Genomic DNA, 18991 nt, shown 5'->3' on the forward strand with positions numbered 1-18991 from the left:
CACGAAGGGAACCAAGCATGCGCGCAATTATTCTTGCGGCCGGGATGGGCTTGCGCCTCGTTCAGCCCGAAGGCCAGCAAAAGCCAAAATGTCTGCTCCGTTTTGGCGATGCATCGCTGCTCGAACGTCATCTGCACTTTTTGAAAGCCGCCGGCGTCGATGAAGTCGTCTTCGTGACCGGCTTCAAGAGCGAGCAGATCGAAGCGGAGCTCGCATCCATCGACTGGAAGCCGAAGACCGAGATCGTCGTCAACGAGGAATTCACGCTCGGCAGCGTGCTATCCGTGCATACCGCGCGCGACGCGATGACGCGCGGCGGCGATGTCCTGCTGATGGACGCCGACGTGCTCTACGACGAACGCATCTTCGATCCGCTCGTCGCGGGCGGCGCGGTGAATCGCCTGCTGATCGATCGCGACTTCGAAGCCGGCGACGAACCGGTGAAGCTGTGCGTCGAGAATGGCGTGCCGGTCGAACTGCGCAAGCAGGTCGCGGCGGGTCTGAAGTACGACACCATCGGCGAATCGGTGGGCTTCTTCCGCTTCGACGAGAAAGCGGCCACGCGCCTCGCCGAAATCTGCGCCGATTATGTGGCGACGGGCCGTGCGAAGATGCCGCACGAAGAAGCGGTGCGCGACCTGTTGCTGGAAAAGTCCCACGTGTTCGATATCGCCGACGTGACCGGCGCACCGTGGATCGAAATCGATTTTCAGAACGACGTGAAGCGCGCGGCCGATGAAGTGCTGCCGCAGTTGAACGCGCTGCGTCAGTTTGCAGGAGCCTCTCAACAATGAACGCACCCGGAAACATTCCCGTCGGCTATTCGCGCACCATGCGCCTGCGCGAGATGCTGCAAAGCAATCGCCTCGAATTTTTGATGGAGGCGCACAACGGCATTTCGGCGCGCATCGCGAAGGAAGCCGGCTTCAAGGCGATCTGGGGCTCGGGCCTGTCGATCTCCGCGCAGTTCGGCGTGCGCGACAACAACGAAGCGAGCTGGACGCAGGTCGTCGACAACCTCGAATTCATGGCCGACGCCAGCGATCTGCCGATCCTGCTCGACGGGGACACCGGCTACGGCAACTTCAACAACGTGCGCCGTCTCGTGAGGAAGCTGGAGCAGCGCGGCATCGCGGGCGTGTGCATCGAGGACAAGCAGTTTCCGAAGACCAACAGCTTCATCAACGGCGAAGCGCAGCCGCTCGCCGACATCGACGAGTTCTGCGGCAAGATCAAGGCCGGCAAGGATTCGCAGAGCGATCCGAACTTTTCGATCGTCGCGCGCGTGGAAGCGCTGATCGCCGGCTGGGGGATGGAAGAAGCGCTCAAGCGCGCCGAGGCGTATCGCCTGGCGGGCGCGGACGCGATCCTGATCCACAGCAAGCTGTCGAAGCCCGACGAGATTCTGACCTTCGCGCGCGAGTGGGCGGGCCGCGGTCCGCTCGTCATCGTGCCGACGAAGTACTACAGCACGCCGACCGACGCGTTCCGTCAGGCCGGTATCAGCTGCGTGATCTGGGCGAACCATCTGATCCGCGGCGCCGTATCCGCGATGCAGGCGATCGCGAAGGAAATCCACGACAGCGAGACGCTCGTGAACGTGGAAGACCGCATCGCGTCGGTGAACGAGATCTTCCGTCTGCAGGACGCCGACGAGTATTCGGCTGCCGAAAACATCTACCTGAGCGCGGCCAACGAAAAGCGCAGCGCGATCGTGCTCGCGGCGAGCCGGGGCGCGGGCCTCGAGGCGCTGACCGAAGCGCGTCCGAAGGTGATGCTGCCAGTCGCCGGCAAGCCGCTTCTGCGGCATCTCGTCGAGGCGTTCAAGAAGGAAAGCATCAACGACATCACCGTGGTCGGCGGTTATCGGGCCGATGCGATCGAGAAGGGCGGCATCCGTCTCGTCGTCAACGAGCGCCATGACACCACGGGCGAGCTCGCATCGCTCGCGTGCGCCGTCGGGCACATGAACGGCGACACCGTGATCTCCTACGGCGACCTGCTGTTTCGCAGCTACATCCTGCGCGACCTGACCGAATCGGACAGCGATTTCTGCGTGGTCGTCGATTCGTCGCAGGCGCCGGAGGCGGGCGCCGCCGCGACCGATTTTGCGTACTGCTCGACCGCCGACGACCGCGCGCTGTTCGGCCAGAAAGTGTGGCTCGACGGCGTGGTCGGCGCGGGGCAGGCGCTCACGGACGGCCGCGCGCCGCAAGGCCGCTGGATGGGCCTCATCAAGGTGCGCGCCGGCGCGCGCGAACGCCTGCTCGCGACGCTCGGCACGCTGCAACAGCGCCCGGATTTCGACAAACTCGACATGGCCGCGCTGCTCAACGCGCTGATCGCCGCGGGGCAGAAGATCGAAGTGCAATACGTGCACGGCCACTGGCGCGGCGTCAACGACCTCGACGATTTCCGTCGCGCGGGCGATTTCGCCCACGGGCAGAGCCCCATCGGCTCGGAAGGAACGGAGAACGCCCGTGATTGAGGCCGCCCAGTTCGTCGAGGCCGCGCGCGAGCGCGGTTTCGACTGGTACGCGGGCGTGCCTTGCTCGTTTCTCACGCCCTTCATCAATTACGTGTTGCAGGACGAATCGCTGCACTATGTGTCGGCGGCGAACGAGGGCGATGCGGTCGCGCTGATCGCGGGGGTCGAACTGGGCGCAAGTCGCAAGCGCAGAGGCATCGCGATGATGCAGAACTCCGGCCTCGGCAATGCGGTGAGCCCGCTGACGTCGCTGACATGGACGTTCCGTCTGCCGCAATTGCTGATCGTCACATGGCGCGGCCAGCCGGGCGTTCATGACGAGCCGCAGCACGCGCTGATGGGCCCGATCACCCCGCAGATGCTCGAGACGATGGAGATTCCGTGGGAGCTGTTCCCGACGGAAGCCGACCAGATCGGCCCGGCGCTCGATCGCGCGACGCAGTACATGGACAGCACCGGCCGCCCGTATGCGCTCGTCATGCAGAAGGGCAGCGTCGCGCCTTTCGAATTGAAGAACACGGGTTTGTCGGGCGTGCGCGTCAACGCGCATCCCGCAACGGTGGAGCGCTTCGAAGGCGAGCGCGTGACGCGCCACGAGGCATTGCGCCAGGTCATCGCCAACACGCCCAAGGATTCGACGGTCGTGCTCGCATCGACCGGCTTCTGCGGCCGCGAGCTCTACGCGATCGACGACCGCGAGAACCAGCTCTATCTCGTCGGCTCGATGGGCTGTGTCACGCCGATGGCGCTCGGCCTTGCGCTCTCGCGTCCCGACCTGCGCGTCGTCGCGCTCGACGGCGACGGCGCGGCGCTCATGCGCATGGGCGTCTTCGCGACGCTCGGCGCGTACGGTCCGTCGAATCTGGTTCACCTGCTGCTCGATAATGGCGCGCACGAATCGACGGGCGGCCAGGCGACGGTTTCGCGCGCAGTCGATTTTGCATCGATCGCGTCGGCGTGCGGCTACGCGCTCGCGCTCGACGGTGACGATATCGGCGTGATCGATCGTCTTTTCGATGCGAAAGATGTGAACGGCGCGCGTTTCGCGCGTCTGTCGATCAGGACGGGCACGCCGGGCGATTTGCCGCGCCCGAAGATCACGCCCGAGGACGTGCGTGCGCGCTTGCAACAACACACTGGAGGCCGTTGATGCTGCTGCTCAATCCCGGTCCTGTCACGCTGAGCGAACGCGTGCGCAAGAGCCTGCTGCAAACCGACTTGTGCCATCGCGAGCCGGAGTTTTTCGACTTGCAGGATGAGGCGCGCAAGCGTCTCGTCGCCGCTTACGAACTCGATCCGTCCGTCTGGAGCGCCGTGCTGATGACGGGTTCGGGCACCGCCGCGGTCGAAAGCATGATCGCCGGTCTCGTGCCGGAAGGCGGGCGCTTGCTCGTCGTCGAAAACGGCGTGTATGGCGATCGCATCGCGCAGATCGCAAAGCAATACGGCATCGAGTACGAGGTCGCCAAATACGAGTGGATGCAGGCGCCGGATATCGACGCGATCATCGCGCTGCTCGACAGCAAGCCGTTCACGAACGTCGCGATCATCCATCACGAAACGACCACCGGCCGCCTGAACGCGATCGATCAGTTGTCCCGCGCGTGCAAGGAGCGCGGCCTCGGCCTGCTGCTCGACGCGGTGAGCAGCTTCGGCGCCGAAGCGATCGACTTCGACGGCGGCGGCATCGCCGCGATCGCCGCGACCGCGAACAAGTGCCTGCACGGCGTGCCGGGCGCGGCGTTCGTCATCGCGCGCCGCGATGCGCTGGCGAAGTCGGCGAGCCGCAACTACTACCTCGGCATCGCGCGTCTCGCAAAGTTGCAGGACGAGCGCAATACGCCGTTCACGCCGTCGGTGCATGCGTATTACGCGCTCGTCGAAGCGTTGCGCGAGTTCGAAGAGGAAGGCGGCTGGCGCGCGCGTCACGCGCGGTATGCAAAGCTCGCGGAGCAGGTCCGCTCGGGACTGGCTGCGCTCGGCATCGACAGCGCGTTGTCGCCCGAGGAGTCGTCGGTCGTGCTGCGGGCGTACCGGCTGCCTGCGGGCGTCACGTACGACAAGCTGCACGATGCGCTCAAGGCGAAAGGCTTCGTGATCTATGCGGGGCAGGGCGGGTTGTCGAAGGAACTGTTCCGCATTTCGACGATGGGCGCGGTCGATGCCAACGACATGGACCGGCTGATCTCGTCGTTCGTCGAGTTGCTGCGCTGAGTCGCGAGCCGCTCACTGCTTGCAAAAAATCGCCGTAATGAAGGGCGCGACGTGGTGCACATCCGCGTCGCTGCCCGCGGCGCGCACCTGCTGTTCGACCTCTTTATCGCCGCCCCACACGACCGCGCCGTAAGCGGAATCGGCGATCGGCTCGCCCTTGCCGGGCCTGAAGATCGGGTCGTCCTTCTGGTAGGCGACGACCACATAGACCTTGAAGCCATAAGCCGTCAGCGTCGCGCCTTTCACGGGCTTGAACGCGTTGACGGAGTTCGGCTCCACGCGCATCGGCCTGGTTTCCAGCAGTCCGTCTCGCTGCAACGGCGCGACGAAATCATGCGCGGTCGATTTGCAGTCGAGTTGCGCATCGATCGGCTTCGCATGCGCGAGCGCACCGAGCGACGCGAGCGTCACGGTCAGCGCGATTCGGGAGGTTCGGGCGACGTGCTTCATGTTGACACGATGTTCAGGACAGCTTGCACTTTAACGAGATTGCAATAAATCTGCACGAAACATCGAGCGAATCGTCGTGGCGCGTGGTCGATCCAACGAAAAAAGCGGCCCGCAGGCCGCTCATCGGATGAAGCGTCGAGGGCGCGTCAGGCCGCCAGCTCCAGCTTCGCCGTGTTGCGCGTGTCGCGCGAATGCACGCGCTTGCCGGCTGCGTAGGTTTCGAACACCGCGCGATCGTCGCCGAGCAGCGCGAACGCGAACAGCAGTTCTTCCAGCGATTCCGTGCGTGAGGTGCGGCGCGCGAGCAGCGGCGTCGCGTTCGGATCGAGCACGACGAAGTCCGCTTCGCTGCCGGGGCGAAGCGTGCCGATCCTGTCGTCGAGTTCGAGCACTTGTGCGGCGCCCGTCGTGGCGAGCCAGAACATGCGCGTCGCGGTCAGATGATGGCCGGTCAGGCGCGCGACCTTGTGCGCTTCGTTCATCGTCTGCAGCATGGAGAACGACGTGCCGCCGCCCACGTCCGTCGCGAGCGCCACGGGCATGTTCGACGCGCCCGCCTTCTCGAAGTCGAACAGGCCGCTGCCGAGGAACAGATTCGATGTCGGGCAGTGCGATGCCACCGCGCCCGTTTCCGCCATGCGCTCGCGATCGCGGTCATCGAGATAAATGCAGTGGCCGTACACCGCCCGGCGACGCAAGAGTCCGTAGTGATCGTAAATGTCGAGATAGCTGCGATGCCCCGGAAAGAGGCTCTCGACCCATTTGATCTCATCCGTGTTTTCCGCGACGTGGCTCTGGATGAACACGTCCTGATGCTGCTGCGCGAGCGCGCCGCACGCTTCGAGTTGCGCTTGCGTCGATGTCGGCGCGAAACGCGGCGTCAGCGCGTAATGCTGACGGCCGCGGCCATGCCAGCGCGCGATGAGTTCCGCGCTGTCGTCGTAGCCGGATTGCGCCGTGTCGCGCAGAAACTCGGGGCAGTTGCGATCCATCAGCACCTTGCCCGCGACCATGCGCAGATTGCGCGCCTCGCTTTCGGTGAAGAACGCATCGGCGGATTGCTTGTGCACCGTGCAGTAGACGAGCGCCGTCGTCGTGCCGCAGGCGAGCAGTTCGTCGATGAAAAAGCTCGCCGTTTCACGCGCGACCGCCGGATTCTCGAAGCCGCGCTCCGTCGGAAACGTGTACGTGTTGAGCCACGGCAGCAGCCCCGGCGCGGGCGACGCGATCATGTCCGTCTGCGGATAGTGAATGTGCGAGTCGATGAAACCCGGCGCGATCAGCTTGTCGCGCATGGTGTGGACGGTCGCGTCGGGGCTGAGCCGCTCGCGCAGCGACGCATACGCGCCTGCCGCGACCACTTTGCCGTCCTCGACGATCAGAAGGCCATCGGCCTCGTAGACCGCGCCGTCAGCGGCATGCGCGGGATCTTCCCGAAAGGTCAGCAACTGGGCGCGGTAGGCGGTTTGAGTCATGATGCAACGTCTCCGTTTCTGGGTTTAAAGCTGTGAAAGCAGCACTAGAGAAAAGGCAGCGATGATCCACATCGCCGGCTTGATTTCCTTCGCGCGCCCCGTGGCCGACTTCAGCACGACGAACGCGAGAAAGCCGTACGCGACGCCATCGGTGATCGAGTAGGTCAGCGGGATCAGGATCATCGCGAGGAACGCGGGAATGGCTTCATCGAAGCGATGCCATTCGATCTGCGTGATCGCTTCCATCATGAACACGCCGACGAGCACGAGCGCGGGCGCGGTCGCGATCGCCGGAACGAGCGACAGGAGCGGCGAGAGAAACAGGAAGGGCAAAAAGCACAGGCCCGCGACGACGGCGACGAGGCCCGTGCGCCCGCCCGCAGAAATGCCTGCCGCCGATTCGATATACGCGTTCGCCGGGCTCGTGCCGAGCGGCGCGGAAACGAGCGCGGCGAAGGAATCGACCATCATCGACTGGCGGATGTTGCGCGGATTGCCGTCCGAGTCGTAAAGCTTGCCTGCTTCGGATATCGCCATGAACGTGGAGAGCGCGTCGAAGAACGACGTGAACAGCATCACGAAGATGAACGGCCAGTAGACGACCTTCAGCGAGCCGACGAGATCGAGCTGGCCGATCGCGGAAAAATCCGGCGCGGCGAACAGCCCGTTCCAGTTGACGAGCGTCTTCGTGGCGATCGCGGCGGGCCAGTATGCGGTGCCGTCGCCCCAGAAGCGGCCGATCGGAATCGAGATGACGGTCGTGAACACGATGCCGAGCATCAGCGCGCCGGTGACCTTGCGGGCGACGAGAATCGTCGTGACCGCGAGACCGATCAGGAACGTGATGACGACGGGATTCAGCGACGCCGAATGCACGATTGTCACCGGGTCGCCGACGACGAACTTCGCGTTCACGAGGCCGATGAGGCTGATGAACAGACCGATGCCGCACGACACCGCGTGCCGCAGATTCGCGGGAATCGCATCGACGACGAGCTTGCGCGCGTTGAACACCGCGAGCACCGCGAAGATCACGCCGGACCAGAACACGCAGCCGAGCGCGGTTTGCCACGGCATTTTGCCGCCGTGAACCATGACGAACGCGAAGAGCGCGTTCATGCCCATGCCGGGCGCGACGAGCACCGGATTGCGCGCGTAGAGGCCCATCGCGCAACTGCCGAGAAAGCTGACGATGACGGTCGCCGTCAGCGCGGCCGGAAACGGCACGCCCGCCGCCGACAAAATGCCCGGATTGACGACGATGATGTACATCGCCGTGAGGAACGTCGTGATGCCCGCGACGATTTCCGTCTTCGTGCGCGAGCCCGCGGCGCGAATGCCGAAGAAGCGCTCGAGCGCGGTCGCGTCGCGTTGTGGAGTTGTTGCTGTGGTTTCCATGCTTGTTCTTTACTGCTTCCAGTGCTGATCCAGGCGCGCGACCATTGCGTCGCGTTCTTCTTCGGTGACGAACGAGGCTTCCAGGCTGTTCTTCAACAGCGTGTAGACCTCGTGATCGGTGAGCTTCAGCGCGTCGACGATCGCGAAGTAATTCGCGTTGACGTAGCCACCGAAGTACGCGGGATCGTCGGAGTTGATCATCACCGCGACGCCTTGGTCCAGCAGGTCTTTCAGCGTGTGCTTCGTCATGTCGTCGAACACGCAGAGCTTGATGTTCGAGAGCGGGCACACGGTCAGTGCGATGCGCGCATCCGCGAGACGCGCGACGAGCGCCGCGTCCTCGATGCTGCGCACGCCGTGATCGACGCGATCCACCTTCAGCAGATCGAGCGCTTCATAGACATACGAGGGCGGCCCTTCCTCGCCCGCATGCGCGACGAGCTTCAGGCCGCGCTCACGCGCCTTCGCGAACACGCGCTCGAACTTCGAGGGCGGATGCCCGCGCTCCGACGAATCCAGCCCGACACCGATCAGCCGATGCGCGTACTTGTCGAACAGCGGCAATGCGCTTTCATAGGTCGCGAGCGCGTCCTCTTCAGAAAGATGGCGCAGGAAACAGAGAATCAGCTTGCTCGAAAGACCGCGCTTCTCACCTTCGGCGAGTGCGGCCTCGATGCCCGCGACGGCCGTTTCGATCGATACGCCGCGTTCCGTGTGCGTCTGCGGATCGAAGAAGATTTCCGCGTGCGCGACGTGGTCCGCGAGCGCGCGCTCGACATACGCCATCGTCATGTCGTAGAAATCATGCTCGGTGAGCAGCACGCTCGCGCCCGCGTAGTAGATGTCGAGGAACGATTGCAGGTCGGTGAACGCGTAGGCGGCGCGCAGCGCCTCGATCGAGTCGTACGCGAGCTTCACGTTGTTGCGCTTCGCGAGCGCGAAAATGAGCTCGGGTTCGAGCGACCCTTCGATATGGATATGCAGCTCGGCTTTCGGCGCGCGTGCAATCTTGTCGGCGAGTGTGGGATTCATGTGGGCTTTGTTGTGATGGGGCTACGGTTGTGCCTGTGGGTCAGGCGGTCTGTTGCGACGACGCGTGGCTCGAAGCGTTGGCTTCGACCGCCTGCAGCAGTTGGGCTGCCGCTGCAACGGCGATCACTTCGGGCGCCTTGTCGACGATGCCGTCGATGCCGATCGGACACACCATCCTCGCGATGCGCGCGGGGTCGATCCCGCGCGCCGCGAGCCGATGCTCGAACTGCTTCTTCTTCGCAAACGAGCCGATCATGCCGAAGAACGCGAAGTCGCCGCGTCTGAGAATGCACTCCGCCAGCGCGAGATCCACCGTGTGGTTGTGCGTCATCACGATGAAGTACGCGTTGGGCGGCGCATTGTCGACGGCTTCATCGGGCGCGCCGTTCGGCTCGATCGTTACGTTTTCCGGCACGGACTGCGGCGCGGCGAACTGGCCGAAGCCGGCGGCGTCCCGCTCGTCGACCCAGGTGACGTGACAGGGCAGCGTCGCGAGCACGCGCACGAGCGCCGCGCCAACGTGTCCCGCGCCGAACAGCACGACCTGGAAATCGCGCGGCGCGATGGTTTCGGTCAGGAGCGCGCCGCTCTCGTCGAAACCGGCGCCGTCCCACAAGAGGCAGTCGGCGTCGGTCGCGCCCGGTTCGGGGTCGGAGAGCATGACGGCATCGGGCATCGGCGCGAACGAGACGCTGCGCACGGTCGACAAACCCTGCGCGGTGCGCTTCGCAAGCGTCGTCACCCAGTTCAGATCGGATACGTCGAGCCGCTCGAACGCCAGCACGACCGCGCCGCCGCAGCACTGGCCGAGGCTCGGGCCCAGAGCGAAACGCTCCAGCCGCCTCATGCGCGGGCTGCGCATGCCGTCCTTCAGCACTTGCCGTGCGGTCTCGATGGCCTTCCATTCCAGATGGCCGCCGCCGATCGTGTAGCGCGCGTCCTCGCGCGTGACGATCATCTTCGTGCCCGGCTCGCGCGGCGCGGAGCCTTCGACACGCGCGACCGTCACGAGCACGACGGCGTCGCCGTGCGCGAGCAGGTGTTGCAGGTCGTTCAGCCAAACTTGCATCGGTGAGCTCCAGAAATGTCGGTTTGCGTCGTTGCAGGCGTTAGTTTACCGGGGCCGCTTCCTCCGCCTCGACAGAGAGCGCGTCAAGAATTGCCTCCGGCGTCGCCGGCGCGCGCAGTTTGGGCGCATCGGTTGAATCGGGGGAAACCGATGCGATCGCCGCGCGTATCGCGAGCAGCACCGAAAACGACAGCAGGAGCGGCGGCTCGCCGACGGCTTTCGAACGGAAAATCGTCGGCTCCGCGTTGTCATTTCGATAGAGCGCGACGTTGAAGATCGCGGGCGCGTCGCTGACGGCCGGGATCTTGTAGGTCGACGGCGCATGCGTCATCAGGCGTCCGTCGCGGTTCCACCACAGTTCTTCGGTCGTGAGCCAGCCCATGCCCTGGATGAAGCCGCCTTCCACCTGGCCGATATCGATCGCCGGATTGATCGAGCGTCCCGCGTCATGCAGCAGATCGGCGCGCAGGAGCTTCCACTCGCCGGTGAGCGTATCGACGACGACTTCCGACACCGCCGCGCCGTACGCGAAGTAATAGAACGGATGGCCTTGCAGCGTCTTCGCGTCCCAGTGCACTTTCGGCGTGGCATAGAAGCCGTCCGACCACAGTTGCACGCGCGCGAGATACGCGGCCGCGACGAGCTGATCGAACGGCATCTGCCCGCCGTTCACGTCCACGACGCCGCCGTGAAAGCGTACGTCGGCTGCATTGCCGCCGAGCTGCTTGACGACGAGCTCGGCGAGACGCGCGCGGATCGTGAGTGCCGCGGCTTCGGCGGCCTTGCCGTTCAGATCGCTGCCCGTCGATGCCGCCGTCGCCGATGTATTCGCGACCTTCGATGTGTCGGTCGCCGTGACGCGCACGCGCTGCAAGCCGACGCCGAACACGCTCGCGACGACCTGCGCGACCTTCGTGTTGAGGCCTTGTCCCATTTCGGTGCCGCCGTGATTGACGAGCACGGAGCCGTCCTTGTAGACGTGCACGAGCGCGCCCGCCTGGTTCAGGAACGGCACGTTGAACGAAATGCCGAACTTGACGGGCGTGAACGCGATGCCGCGCCTGAGCACGCCGTTTTTCGCGTTGAACGCGGCGACTTCGGTGCGGCGCTTCTGATACTCGCTCGACGCGACGAGTTCGTCGGTCAATGCCGCGATCACGTTGTCCGCGACCGGCTGACCGTAAGGCGTCACGTTGCGATCGCCGATGCCGTAATAGTTCGCGCGCCGCACGTCGAGCGGATCGCGTTTCAGCCGATGCGCGATCTCGTCTAGCATGACTTCCATCACGAGCGCGCCTTGCGGGCCGCCGAAGCCGCGAAACGCGGTGTTCGACTGCGTGTTGGTCTTGCAGCACAGCGCGCGGATCTCGACATCGCCCAGAAAGTACGCGTTGTCGAAGTGGCATACGGCGCGCGTGGCGACCGCACCGGACAGATCCGCCGAATAGCCGGCCCGCAACGCGATCTCGACGCGCACGCCGGCGATGCGCCCGTCGTCATCGAAGCCGCATTCGTATTCGTAGACCGCGTCGTGACGTTTGCCGGTGATCATGAAGTCGTCGTCGCGATCGGCGCGCAGCTTCACGGGACGCTTCAGCCAATGCGCCGCGAGCGACGCCACGCACGCGAACAGCGCCGATTGGGATTCCTTGCCGCCGAAGCCGCCGCCCATGCGCCGGCATTCGCACAGCACGGCGTGTGTCGGCCAGTCGAGCATGTGCGCGACGACCTGCTGCATCTCGCTCGGATGCTGCGTCGAGCTATGGACGAGCATGCCGTCCTGCTCTTTCGGAATCGCGTAGGCGACCTGTCCTTCGAGATAGAACTGCTCCTGCCCGCCGACTTCGAACTCGCCCGCGAGCCGATGTTTCGCCGATGCGATGCGCCCGGCCGCGTCGCCGCGACGCAAGTGCAGCGGCGGCAGGACGAACTGGTTGCGCGCCTTCGCTTCGCGCGGCGTCAGCACGGCTTCGAGCGGCTCGTAACGAACGACATCCTCGCTTTTCGCGAGCGCGGCGGCGCGGCGCGCCAGATCGTGACTCTCGGCGATGACCGCGAATACCGGCTGGCCGAGGTACTGCACGACATCGGCGGCGAGAATGGGATCGTCGTGCAGCACCGGGCCGCAATTGTTCTCGCCGGGAATGTCCGCGGCCGTGAGCACCGCGACGACGCCGGGCGCGGCGCGCACCGCGTCCAGATCCAGCGACACGATGCGCGCATGTGCGTGCCGCGACAGGCCGAGCGCCGCGTGCAGCGTGCCGCGCAACTCGGGGATGTCGTCGGTGTACACCGCTTCGCCGCTCACGTGCAGCGCCGCCGATTCGTGCGGCAGCGACGCGCCGGCGGCGTCGATATCCATCGGTTCGGTCAGTCGGTTCATGACGTTTCCTCCCCATGCGCGGCGTACGCGAAGGCATTCACTTCGGCGGGCGCGAGCGGCGCGTCCGGTCGCGTTTCCAGATAGAAGCGCCACAGTACGTTGCGCGCCACTTTCGCGCGATAGGCGCTCGACGCGCGCATGTCGGTGAGCGGCTGGAAATCGGCGTCGAGCGCGGTCATCGCGGCGCGTGCCGACGCTTCGTTCCACTCGCGCCCGATGAGCGCCGCCTCGGCCTGCGCCGCGCGTCTGGGCGTCGCCGCCATGCCGCCGAACGCGATGCGCGCATCCGTCACGCGATGGCTGTCGTCGAGCCAGATCGCGAACGCCGCGCACACCGCCGAAATGTCCTGGTCGTAACGCTTCGATACCTTGTACGTCCGAAAGCGCAACGCCGCGACCGGGCGCGGTACGCGAATCGCCGCGACGAATTCGCCGGCATCGAGCGCGGTCTTCTGATAGCCGAGATAGAACGCGTCGAGGCGCACCGTGCGGGTCTTGTCGGCCTTCTGCAGCACGAGTTGCGCATTCAGCGCGATGAGCGCCGGCATCGAATCGCCGATCGGCGAACCGTTCGCCACATTGCCGCCGAGTGTGCCCGCGTTGCGGATCGGCCGCGACGCGAACCGCGTCCACAGCTCGGCAAGCCCGGGATAGTCGGCGGCGAGCGCGGCATACGCGTCTTCGAGCGAGGCCGCCGCGCCGATCGTCAGCGTGTGCGCGTCGCGCTCGATCGTCTTCAGCTCGTCGACGTTGCCGATGTAGAGCAGTTCGCCGAGATCGCGGAACTGCTTCGTGACCCACAGGCCGACATCGGTGCTCCCCGCGAGCAGTCGCGCGTTCGGATGCGCGGCGCGCAACCGGGCGAATTCGGCGCGCGTGACGGGCGCGTGGAAGGTGTGCTGACCGGATGCATCGGACGCGCGATATTCGAACGTCTGCGTGCGCTTCAGTGCGATCAACTGTTGCGTGAGGGCGGCGGCATCGAAGGGCGGACGCGGATACTCGAACATGCGCTGCGCGGCATCGACGATCGGCCGATATCCCGTGCAGCGGCACAGATTGCCCGAGAGCGCGGCGGCGATTTCGTCGCGCGACGGCGGGCCTGCATCGCGCGGATGACGGTGATAGAGCGCCCACAGCGACATCACGAAGCCCGGCGTGCAAAAGCCGCATTGCGAGCCGTGACAGTCGATGAGCGCCTGCTGCACCGGATGCAGCGTGCCATCCGCGCCACGCAGATCGTCGACGGTGAAGAGGGCGCGGGAATCGAGCGTCGGCAGAAACTGGATGCACGCGTTGACGGCTTTGAGCGCGAGTGCCCCGCAAGCGTCGAGCTCGCCGATCACGACGGTGCATGCGCCGCAATCGCCTTCCGCGCAGCCTTCCTTCGTGCCGGTGCAAAGCGCGTCCTCGCGCAGATGCTGAAGCACCGTGCGCGTGGCGGGCGCGCCGCCGATTTCGCGCACGGCGCCGCGTTGAAGGAAGCGGATGGTTTGCGTTGTCATGACTCAGGAAGACATTGCGGACCGGGCGCGCGTTACGCGGTTTCCGTTCGCTTCATGGGTTGGCGTGAGAAAACGCTCAGGCTGCCTTTGAACGAATCGGACTGCGCGCACGTAGATCGCCATCCAGACGCGACCTTAACACCCCAATATCCCAAAAATATTGTCGGGCACGTATCAAGATTATGCGGATGCGCTGATGCGGGAAAGGAGGAAGCGCGTAGTGCGCAGTGAAGCGGAGAAAACGGGCGGCGCGCGAATGTCGCCGCCCGGAACAAATTACCGGACCGTCGTGCGCAACTTGCGCTTCAAACGCACGCTCGCCGCGACCAGCACGAAAATCAGCACAAACGCGATGAGCGACCATTGCGGCAGAGACAGACCGAGAATCGGCGGATACGGCGTTTCGCACAGACCCGCGACCTTGAATACCTGCGGGAGCCAGCTTGCGGGCGGCAGACCGTCGACGATCGGCTGAAGCGCATCGAAACCGCAACTGAAGCCGGGATGTGATTGCACATAGACGTGGCGCGCGGCGGTGGCGGCGCCGCCGAGCGCCGAAATCGCGACGAGCGTTTCGAGCAGCGCAATGCCGCGCCAGTTACGGAAGGCCGCACCGAGAAACGCGAAAATCGCGACCAGCACGAAAAAATAGCGCTGGATGATGCACAGCGGGCAAGGATCTTCGCCATGGAAGAATTGCAGATACAGCGCGCCGCCGACGAGCCCGAGACTGACGAAACCGAGCAACACGAGCAGGCGGCGCTCGCGGCGCATCACCCGGTCGTCCTGATGCATCGTGAAGTGATTCAAAGAGTTGTTCATTATTTCTCAACGATTCGAGAAGGAAGCACCTGAGTTGCGCGGGGATCGCGGTGAATTCTAGCGCGAACGCCCGATGCGCAAAATCAGCCGCGATGTTCGGCCGCGATGTTCGGTCGCGATGGTCAGCTGTTTTTCAGGCGCTCAGCGGGTCGTCTCCAGCACCGCTTCGACGGCGCGCCCGATCGACAGCAGCGTGTCATCGGCGTTCGGCGCGCCTGCGAGCATCAGGCCGACGGGCGCCTCGCCGCGCGGATGGCAGGGCAGCGACAGCGCGCACGCATCGAGGAAGTTGAAGGCCGTCGGGTTGCGGAGAATCAGCGCATTGGTGCGCGTGAAGGCGTCGTCGTCCGTTTCCAGATCGGCGATGCGCGGCGGCAGCACCGGCACGGTCGGGCAGATGATCGCGTCGAAGCGCTGCCAGAGCGTCGTGCGGGCTTCTTCGATCATCGCGGCGCGCGCCTCGCACAAGTCGATGTAGTCCGCCGCGCTGGCCGCTTCGGCGCGCTTCAGACGCGCGAGCACGCGCGGGTCGTAATCGTTGCCGCGCTCAGCCATCAGCTTCCGATGCCACGCGTACGCCTCGATCGCCACGAGCGGATAGCGATTGATGTCAGGCAGCCGATCGAGGGGCGCGAAACGCACGTCTTCCACGAGCGCGCCCGCCGCGGCGAGGTGATTGACTGCGGCGGCGACCGCACTCGCGACGGGCGACTCGACGCCATCGGTCACGTAATTCGTGAGCACGCCGAGGCGCACGCCGTCGAGTGGGCGCGTGGCGGGCACACCGGGGTCGCGCCCGGCGAGAATGCGGTCGACGAGCGCGCAGCACGCGACCGAGACGCCGATGGGCCCGAACGAATCGAGCGTTTTCGAAAGCGGCACGCCGCCTTGCTTCGGAATGCGGCTCGCGGTCGGCTTGAAGCCGGTGAGGCCGCACAGCGCGGCGGGAATGCGGATGGAGCCGCCCGTGTCGGTGCCCAGCGCGACGGCGGCCATGCCGTCCGCGACCGACGCCGCCGCACCCGACGACGAGCCGCCCGCGATGCGCGCGTCGCCCGGCACGTCCGCATGCCACGGCGAGCGCGGCGTGCCGTAGTGCGGGTTCAGCCCGAGGCCGGAGAATGCGAACTCGCTCATGTTGGTGCGCCCGACGATCACCGCGCCCGCGCGGCGCAGGCGCGCGACGGCGATGGCGTCGGCCTTCGCGGGAGCGGCATCCTGCAACGCTTTCGAGCCGGCTCGCGTCACTTCGCCTTCGATATCGAAGAGATCCTTGATCGATACCGGAATGCCCGCGAGCGGCGAGAGCACGGTGCCGGCGCGGCGCAGCGCATCGTGGGCATCGGCGGCGGCGCGGGCGTGTTCGGCATCGACATGGAGGAATACGGTCGAGCCCTGTCCGGCAGGATCGGCGATGCGCTCGAGCGCCGCCTCGACGAGCGCGCGGCTCGTCGTGCGGCCGCGCTTCAGATCGGCGGCGAGTTGGGCGAGCGGGGCGAACTGCGGCGAAGTGGTCGGCATGGCGTCGGGCAGTGGCGTTGCCTGATGCGAGAAGGCCGGGCGCGCCCGGCGTTTCGCATCGGCAGTGAATGAAGGGGCGCCGTTCGCAAAGCCGGGGCGCCCGAGGTGGCTGTCATTCTAAGCCACCGCCGCCGATCGAACACCGCTCAGATCGTGCGCGAGAAGCGCCGCAGGCTCGCTTGTCCCAGATAGCGGTCGAATATCGAGGCGATATTGCGCACCAGCATGCGTCCGGCGGGCAGCACGCGGATCGCGTCGCGAGAGAGGTCGATGAGGCCGTCGTCGGCCATCGGCGCGAGGCGCGCGAGTTCGCTGGCGAAAGCGGCCGGGAACTCGATGCCGTGCGCGCTCGCGACATCGTCGAAACGCAGCTCGCCGCCGCACATGAGACGCATGATGATGTCGCGGCGGAGTTCGTCATCGGCGCAAAGACGCACGCCGCGCGCGATGGCGAGATCGCCCGCGTCGATCGCCGCGGCGTAGTCGGCGAGTTCGCGCGCGTTTTGCGCGTAGACATCGCCGATCTTGCCGATCGACGACGCGCCGATGCCGATCAGATCGCAATCCGCCCGCGTGCTGTAGCCCTGGAAGTTGCGCTGCAGCGTGCCGGCTTCGAACGCGCGCGCGAGCTCGTCGCCCGGCAGCGCGAAGTGATCCATGCCGATGTACACGTAGCCCGCTTCGCCCATGCGCGCGATCACGCGCTCGAGAATCGCGAGCCGCACGGCAGGCGAGGGCAGCGCGCTTTCGTCGATTTGCCGCTGCATCTTGAAGAGCGACGGCATGTGCGCATAGCCGAACACGGACACGCGATCCGGTTTCAGATCGATGATCGCGTCGAGCGTGCGCGAAAAGCTCTCGACGCTCTGATGCGGCAGGCCATAAATCAGGTCGACGCTCACGGACTTGAAGCCGTTCTTGCGCGCGGCGTCGAGCACCGTTTCGGTCATTTCGCGCGGCTGGATGCGATTGACGGCGCGCTGCACGCGTTCGTCGAAGTCCTGCACGCCGAGGCTCAGCCGATTGAAACCGAGCTCGCGCAGCAACGCGATCGTCGCCTCCGACGCCTCGCGCGGATCGACTTCGATCGAATATTCGGCGCGCTCGTCGGCGACGAGATTGAAATGCTCGCGCGTGGCGGACATCAGTTCGGCCATCTCGTCGTGCGAGAGGAAGGTCGGCGTGCCGCCGCCCCAGTGAAGCTGCGTGACCGGACGCGAAGTCTCGAAGAGCGCGGCCTGCAAGGCCAGTTCGCGCTTCATCCGGTCGAGATAGGGGCGTGCGTGCGCGCGATTTTTCGTCGCGACCTTGTTGCAGCCGCAGTAGAAGCAGACGGTGTCGCAGAACGGGATGTGGAAGTAGAGCGAGAGATCGGCGTTCGCTTTCGCCTTGCTCGCAGCTTCGCGATAATGCGCGGGGTCGAACGTGTCGGTGAACTGGACGGCGGTCGGGTAGGACGTGTAGCGCGGGCCGTGCGCGTCGTAGCGCGTGAGCAGATCGGGACGAAAGAGCGGGGCGGCGGCAGTCATGGCGAACCTCGGGGAATCTTCCGAGTGTAGTCGGGCGGTGAACGCGGCATTTGCGCGATAAGGTCGCAGCCTGATAGCAGCGATTTGACGAAGCGCAAAGATGAGGCGTGGGACAATATCGTTTCTTTTTATGCGGTTGAGTGTCGCCATGCCGATCGATTCTTCGTCTCATGCCTGCCGCGAAGGTTGCGGCGCCTGCTGCATCGCGCCGTCCATCTCGAGTCCGATTCCAGGAATGCCGGAAGGCAAGCGCGCGGGCGAGCGTTGCGTCCAACTGGGCGACGATCTGCGCTGCAGGATTTTCGGCGATCCGCGCAGGCCGGCGTGCTGCGGCGGTTTGCAGCCGTCCGTGGAGATGTGCGGAGAGACGCGCGAATATGCGCTGACGTGGATCGAACGACTGGAAACGCAGACGCGGCCGACGCAACTGTCTCGATGATCGGCAGTCCAATTCGCGAATCGCCCCACACGGCGCAGACTTGAAAAAAAGCTTTGGAGGATCACGCATGACGGAACCCGTCGCGCCGCTGCGGCGCCGGTTCGTGCTGGCAGGACTGGTGTCTTTGTCCGCACTCGCATTCACTTCGACGGCGCAATCCGCGTCGAACTCGATATTCCCCTTCATTCCGGACCACTACACATTTTCGACGCAGCAGGTTCAGCAAGCCGTCGCGCGCAAATTCCCGCTGCAACGCACGGCGTCGCAAATATTCGATGTCGTCCTGAGCAATCCGGTCGTTGGCATGGCGCCGGATCGGAATCGCGTGACGGTGCGCGTCGACGCGCGTCTGTCCACGCCGTTCATGCCGAATCCCGTGATCGGCGCGTTCACGCTCTCGACGCAACTCGCTTACGACGCGCCGAGCCGTTCAGTCATTCTCGTCTCGCCATCCGTTGACGATGCGCAGTTTAGTGGTGACGCCGGGCAGTACAACCAGCAGATTGCGTCGGTCGGCGCGCAACTCGCCGCGCAATTGCTCGATCGTTATCCGATCCACACCTTCAAACCCGAGGAACTCCAGTTCGCCGGCGTGTCCTACGAACCCGGTACAATCACAGTCCTTACAAACGGCATACGTGTGCAGATCGTTGAGAAGTGAGTCGA

The 18991-nt window shown here is 65.2% G+C and carries 16 protein-coding genes; 6 read left to right on the forward strand and 10 right to left on the reverse strand.

What is annotated here, in order from left to right; genetic code table 11:
• The first annotated feature begins 17 nt into the window (after positions 1-17).
• The 4 genes from NCT32_RS03640 to NCT32_RS03655 are packed head-to-tail and all read left to right on the forward strand — an operon-like array spanning position 18 to position 4702.
• Positions 18-794: an NTP transferase domain-containing protein gene (locus NCT32_RS03640; RefSeq protein WP_061118861.1), complete on the forward strand. Its 777-nt coding sequence runs from the start codon at positions 18-20 to the stop codon at positions 792-794.
• Entirely contained in the window at positions 791-2488 is a 1698-nt protein-coding gene (gene aepX / locus NCT32_RS03645; protein WP_061118862.1) for a phosphoenolpyruvate mutase, read from the forward strand. The genes NCT32_RS03640 and aepX overlap by 4 nt, the downstream gene beginning before the upstream one ends.
• Positions 2481-3638 (forward strand): phosphonopyruvate decarboxylase, encoded by a 1158-nt coding sequence (gene aepY / locus NCT32_RS03650; RefSeq protein ID WP_250489909.1) that lies wholly within the window; start codon positions 2481-2483, stop codon positions 3636-3638. The genes aepX and aepY overlap by 8 nt, the downstream gene beginning before the upstream one ends.
• Positions 3638-4702 carry a 2-aminoethylphosphonate aminotransferase gene (locus tag NCT32_RS03655; protein WP_061118864.1) on the forward strand — a complete coding sequence of 355 codons (1065 nt, stop codon included), beginning with the start codon at positions 3638-3640 and terminating at the stop codon, positions 4700-4702. Before aepY ends, NCT32_RS03655 begins: the two co-directional genes overlap by 1 nt.
• A gap of 12 nt (positions 4703-4714) precedes the next feature.
• On the opposite strand, the gene NCT32_RS03660 is transcribed toward NCT32_RS03655, so the two are convergent.
• The 10 genes from NCT32_RS03660 to hemN form a co-directional block, all read right to left on the reverse strand.
• A complete protein-coding gene (locus NCT32_RS03660) occupies positions 4715-5152 on the reverse strand; it encodes a hypothetical protein (RefSeq protein ID WP_061118865.1) in 438 nt (145 codons plus the stop codon).
• Positions 5153-5298: 146 nt separating this feature from the next.
• Positions 5299-6627 carry a guanine deaminase gene (gene guaD / locus NCT32_RS03665; protein WP_061118866.1) on the reverse strand — a complete coding sequence of 443 codons (1329 nt, stop codon included), beginning with the start codon at positions 6625-6627 and terminating at the stop codon, positions 5299-5301.
• A gap of 24 nt (positions 6628-6651) precedes the next feature.
• The gene (locus tag NCT32_RS03670; RefSeq protein WP_061118867.1) at positions 6652-8025 is read right to left on the reverse strand and encodes an NCS2 family permease; all 1374 of its coding nucleotides are present in this window, start codon (positions 8023-8025) and stop codon (positions 6652-6654) included.
• Positions 8026-8034: 9 nt separating this feature from the next.
• On the reverse strand, positions 8035-9057 hold the full coding sequence (locus NCT32_RS03675; RefSeq protein WP_061118868.1) for an adenosine deaminase: 1023 nt from the start codon (positions 9055-9057) through the stop codon (positions 8035-8037).
• A 40-nt stretch (positions 9058-9097) separates the two neighbouring features.
• Complete coding sequence (gene xdhC / locus NCT32_RS03680) at positions 9098-10126, reverse strand: xanthine dehydrogenase accessory protein XdhC (protein WP_061118869.1); 1029 nt, start codon at positions 10124-10126, stop codon at positions 9098-9100.
• Between the two features lie 40 nt (positions 10127-10166).
• Positions 10167-12509, reverse strand: coding sequence for a xanthine dehydrogenase molybdopterin binding subunit (gene xdhB, locus NCT32_RS03685; RefSeq protein WP_061118870.1), 2343 nt, complete (start codon positions 12507-12509; stop codon positions 10167-10169).
• On the reverse strand, positions 12506-14014 hold the full coding sequence (xdhA, locus tag NCT32_RS03690; protein ID WP_061118871.1) for a xanthine dehydrogenase small subunit: 1509 nt from the start codon (positions 14012-14014) through the stop codon (positions 12506-12508). Before xdhA ends, xdhB begins: the two co-directional genes overlap by 4 nt.
• Positions 14015-14290: 276 nt before the next feature.
• Positions 14291-14809, reverse strand: coding sequence for a disulfide bond formation protein B (locus NCT32_RS03695; RefSeq protein ID WP_061118918.1), 519 nt, complete (start codon positions 14807-14809; stop codon positions 14291-14293).
• 168 nt (positions 14810-14977) lie between these two features.
• Positions 14978-16357 (reverse strand): amidase, encoded by a 1380-nt coding sequence (locus tag NCT32_RS03700; protein WP_061118872.1) that lies wholly within the window; start codon positions 16355-16357, stop codon positions 14978-14980.
• Between the two features lie 146 nt (positions 16358-16503).
• The gene (gene hemN / locus NCT32_RS03705; RefSeq protein WP_061118873.1) at positions 16504-17886 is read right to left on the reverse strand and encodes an oxygen-independent coproporphyrinogen III oxidase; all 1383 of its coding nucleotides are present in this window, start codon (positions 17884-17886) and stop codon (positions 16504-16506) included.
• A gap of 148 nt (positions 17887-18034) precedes the next feature.
• On the opposite strand from hemN, the gene NCT32_RS03710 reads away from it, so the two are divergent.
• Together NCT32_RS03710 and NCT32_RS03715 are read left to right on the forward strand one after the other, a co-directional pair.
• Complete coding sequence (locus tag NCT32_RS03710; RefSeq protein ID WP_086961160.1) at positions 18035-18325, forward strand: YkgJ family cysteine cluster protein; 291 nt, start codon at positions 18035-18037, stop codon at positions 18323-18325.
• 67 nt (positions 18326-18392) lie between these two features.
• Positions 18393-18986 carry a DUF1439 domain-containing protein gene (locus NCT32_RS03715; protein WP_061118875.1) on the forward strand — a complete coding sequence of 198 codons (594 nt, stop codon included), beginning with the start codon at positions 18393-18395 and terminating at the stop codon, positions 18984-18986.
• The last annotated feature ends 5 nt before the right edge of the window (positions 18987-18991 follow it).

It is taken from the genome of Caballeronia sp. INML2 (assembly GCF_023631365.1).
Taxonomy (GTDB): Bacteria; Pseudomonadota; Gammaproteobacteria; order Burkholderiales; family Burkholderiaceae; genus Caballeronia; species Caballeronia turbans.

Coding starts and splice junctions, on each gene's coding strand:
- NCT32_RS03640 (WP_061118861.1), top strand. CDS start 18: ATGCGCGCAATTATTCTTGCGGCCGGGATGGGCTTGCGCCTCGTTCAG.
- aepX (WP_061118862.1), top strand. CDS start 791: ATGAACGCACCCGGAAACATTCCCGTCGGCTATTCGCGCACCATGCGC.
- NCT32_RS03655 (WP_061118864.1), top strand. CDS start 3,638: ATGCTGCTGCTCAATCCCGGTCCTGTCACGCTGAGCGAACGCGTGCGC.
- NCT32_RS03660 (WP_061118865.1), bottom strand. CDS start 5,152: ATGAAGCACGTCGCCCGAACCTCCCGAATCGCGCTGACCGTGACGCTC.
- guaD (WP_061118866.1), bottom strand. CDS start 6,627: ATGACTCAAACCGCCTACCGCGCCCAGTTGCTGACCTTTCGGGAAGAT.
- NCT32_RS03670 (WP_061118867.1), bottom strand. CDS start 8,025: ATGGAAACCACAGCAACAACTCCACAACGCGACGCGACCGCGCTCGAG.
- NCT32_RS03675 (WP_061118868.1), bottom strand. CDS start 9,057: ATGAATCCCACACTCGCCGACAAGATTGCACGCGCGCCGAAAGCCGAG.
- xdhC (WP_061118869.1), bottom strand. CDS start 10,126: ATGCAAGTTTGGCTGAACGACCTGCAACACCTGCTCGCGCACGGCGAC.
- xdhB (WP_061118870.1), bottom strand. CDS start 12,509: ATGAACCGACTGACCGAACCGATGGATATCGACGCCGCCGGCGCGTCG.
- xdhA (WP_061118871.1), bottom strand. CDS start 14,014: ATGACAACGCAAACCATCCGCTTCCTTCAACGCGGCGCCGTGCGCGAA.
- NCT32_RS03695 (WP_061118918.1), bottom strand. CDS start 14,809: ATGCATCAGGACGACCGGGTGATGCGCCGCGAGCGCCGCCTGCTCGTG.
- NCT32_RS03700 (WP_061118872.1), bottom strand. CDS start 16,357: ATGCCGACCACTTCGCCGCAGTTCGCCCCGCTCGCCCAACTCGCCGCC.
- hemN (WP_061118873.1), bottom strand. CDS start 17,886: ATGACTGCCGCCGCCCCGCTCTTTCGTCCCGATCTGCTCACGCGCTAC.
- NCT32_RS03710 (WP_086961160.1), top strand. CDS start 18,035: ATGCCGATCGATTCTTCGTCTCATGCCTGCCGCGAAGGTTGCGGCGCC.
- NCT32_RS03715 (WP_061118875.1), top strand. CDS start 18,393: ATGACGGAACCCGTCGCGCCGCTGCGGCGCCGGTTCGTGCTGGCAGGA.